The organism is Streptomyces sp. 15-116A, assembly GCF_025290915.1.
Classification (GTDB): domain Bacteria; phylum Actinomycetota; class Actinomycetes; order Streptomycetales; family Streptomycetaceae; genus Streptomyces.
The window spans coordinates 1-2,782 of the sequence record NZ_JAOCQE010000465.1 but is presented as its reverse complement, the minus strand read 5'-3'; the positions used below and the strand labels follow the sequence as shown (position 1 = coordinate 2,782).

Here is a 2,782-nt window from a genome sequence, read left to right as displayed (position 1 = left end):
CGCGCGTCCGGGGGGGGCTCACGCCGACGAGGGGCTGGGCCGCGTCCGGACGCCGGGCCGCCGGGGGCGGCGCTCGGGGCGCCAGGTGGTCACGAGGGCGGCGGCGAGGAGCAGTTCGGCGAGGTCACCGCCGTAGTACATGAGCTCCGCACCGCCCCGGACCTCGGCGGCGGGGGCGCGCACCTCGATCCAGTAGCCGCCGTACATCAGCTGGGAGACGACGGCGTGTCCGGCGATGGCGAAACCGAGGCAGACCAGCCGGGCGGGTACGCCGGGCCGGGCGGGGGCCGGGTCGGGACCCGCGATGGCGTGGGCGAACAGGCACCCGGACAGCAGGAAGTGGGCGAGCATCAGCCAGTGCCCGGCCCGGTGGCCCGTGGCCGCGCTGTGCAGCGGCGTGAAGTAGAGAACCGCGAGACTCCCCGTGGACAGCAGCAGGGCCACGGCCGGGTGGGTGAGGACGCGGGCGGGGCGGCTGTGCAGGGCCGCGGTGAGGCGGCGGGCCGAGGGCGCGGGCAGCGTCCGCAGCAGGAGCGTGACGGGGGCGCCGAGGACCAGCAGCAGCGGGGCGTACATGCCGACGAGGAGATGCTGGGCCATGTGCCCGCGGAAGTCTCCGTGGGCGAAGGGTGCGAGGGGTGGCAGGAGCGCCGCCGCCAGCAGGAGCAGGCCGGTGGTGAAGGCGGCCGTGCGCCGTGCGCTCCAGCCCAGCACCGGGTTGCGGCGGCGGGCCGTGCAGGCGAGACGGAGGTAGGCCCCGGCGCACAGCAGCAGGGCGAGCGCCGGCAGCAGAGTCTCCAGCGGGGCGCCGCCCGCATCCGGCACCTGGTGGTGGGTGGGGTGGTTCACCGCGCCTCACGCCCCGGGGTGGCGGCGAGGAGCCGGCCGCCGCGTCGCAGAAGCCATCCGCCGGCGGCCAGCAGCGCGCCCAGGAGAAGGAACCCCAGGTCCCACCACACCTGGCCGTCACCGGCGTACACGTGGTGGACGCCCAGCACATGGTGGTCCAGGACGCCCTCGATGAGGTTGAACAGCCCCCAGCCGGTGAGCATCCAGCCCCAGAGCACCCGCGAGGTCCACACGCGCCGCCGTTCCTGGGTGACCCGGGAGTAGAGAATCGCGAGCCCGGTCAGGACGGCGAGCCAGCACACGGTGTGGAAGATGCCGTCCCACACGGTGTTCATGCGCAGCCCGGGGACGGTGTCGGGGTCGTAGTACTTCAGCCCGATGCGGTCCTGGTCGGTGCTGGTGAGCATGTGGTGCCACTGCAGCAGCTGGTGCAGCAGGATCCCGTCGGCGAACCCGCCCAGGCCCACGCCCAGCACGATCCCGGGTAACCGCAGATCGGTCGTGCGTTCACGGGGGCTGGCGGTCTGCGTCATCGGTGCGTCTCCCGTCCCTCGGGCACGGTCGCGGGGTGTCCGCCCGTGCGCTGCGCCGTGTGCCGGTGCGCCGCGTCGTATGCGGAGTGGCCGTCACCACTTACGGACTATCAGTGCACGGCGACCACCGCCGCCTCGTTCTCGGCCGTTCTGCCCCCATTGCGGGCACCCGGGCCGTCGCCGGTCGGGGCGGCGGTCCGTGCGGGCGCGGCGCTCGTGACGGGCGCTGTCGCATCGGTACGGCCATGATCGGGCCGTAGGGGCACGATTCGCGACGCCCGGGGTCAAGGAGGAGACACGTGGGCACAGACGGAGGACGGCACACCGAGGCGCTGCACTGCCTGGTCACCGGAGCGTCCGGCTGCATCGGCGGGCGCCTGGTGCCGGAGCTGCTGGAGGCCGGTCATCGGGTCCGGTGCCTGGCCCGCTCCCCCGGCAAACTCCGCGACCACCCGTGGGCGGGCGAGGTCGAGACGGTGCGGGGGGACGTGACGGACGCCGCCGAGGTCGGCGAAGCGCTGCGCGGCATCGACGTGACGTACTACCTGGTGCACGCCCTCGGCAGCGGCTCCGGCTTCGAGGACACCGACCGCCGGGCGGCGCGGATCTTCACCGAGCAGGCGCAGGCGGCCGGGGTCCGGCGGATCGTCTACCTCGGCGGGCTCACACCGCGGGGCGTCCCGGAGGCGGAGCTGTCGCCGCATCTGCGGTCCCGCGCCGAGGTGGGCCGGATCGTCCTGGACGGCCCGGTGCCGGCCACCGTGCTGCGCGCGGCGGTGGTGATCGGCTCGGGTTCGGCGTCGTTCGAGATGCTGCGGTATCTGACCGAGCGGCTGCCGGTCATGGTCACCCCCAGCTGGGTGCGCACCCGCATCCAGCCCATCGGCGTGCGGGACGTGCTGCGCTGTCTCGTCGGCTCGGCCGGCATGCCGCCGGACGTCGACCGGGCGTTCGACATCGGCGGGCCGGACGTGCTGACGTACCGGGAGATGATGGACCGGTACGCCGCCGTCGCCGGTCTGCGGCGGCGCCTCATCGTGCCGGTGCCGGTGCTCACGCCGAGGCTGTCCAGTCTGTGGGTCGGGCTGGTCACCCCGGTGCCGGCCGGACTGGCCCGGCCGCTGACGGAGTCGCTGCGGCACGAGGTCGTCTGCCACGAGCACGACATCGCCCGGTACGTTCCCGACCTGCCGGGCCGGCCGCTGCCGTTCGACGAGGCGCTGGCGCTGGCGCTGCGCCGGGTGCGGGAGGCGCAGGTCGCCACCCGCGGGTCCTCGGCCGCCGTCCCCGGCGCGCCCAGCGACCCGCTGCCCACGGACCCGGACTGGGCGGGCGGCAGCCTCTACACGGACGAGCGGGAAGTGACCGTCGACGCGCCCCGCGAGTCCCTGTGGCGGGGG

At 74.8% G+C, this 2,782-nt stretch carries 3 protein-coding genes; 1 reads left to right on the top strand and 2 read right to left on the bottom strand.

All coding sequences use genetic code 11. From position 1 onward, the window contains the following. Positions 1-18: 18 nt before the first annotated feature. A complete protein-coding gene (locus N4P33_RS34415; RefSeq protein ID WP_260830846.1) occupies positions 19-849 on the bottom strand; it encodes a cytochrome c oxidase assembly protein in 831 nt (276 codons plus the stop codon). Next, positions 846-1,382, bottom strand: a complete 537-nt coding sequence (locus N4P33_RS34410) for a DUF2243 domain-containing protein (protein WP_260830845.1) — start codon at positions 1,380-1,382, stop codon at positions 846-848. The genes N4P33_RS34415 and N4P33_RS34410 overlap by 4 nt, the downstream gene beginning before the upstream one ends. 299 nt (positions 1,383-1,681) lie before the next feature. On the opposite strand from N4P33_RS34410, the gene N4P33_RS34405 reads away from it, so the two are divergent. Then, a partial coding sequence (locus N4P33_RS34405) for an NAD(P)H-binding protein (protein ID WP_260830844.1) occupies positions 1,682-2,782 on the top strand: 1,101 nt, incomplete at its 3' end.

Excerpts from the sequence above, each read along its gene's own strand:
- N4P33_RS34410 (WP_260830845.1), bottom strand. The coding sequence starts at position 1,382 with ATGACGCAGACCGCCAGCCCCCGTGAACGCACGACCGATCTGCGGTTA.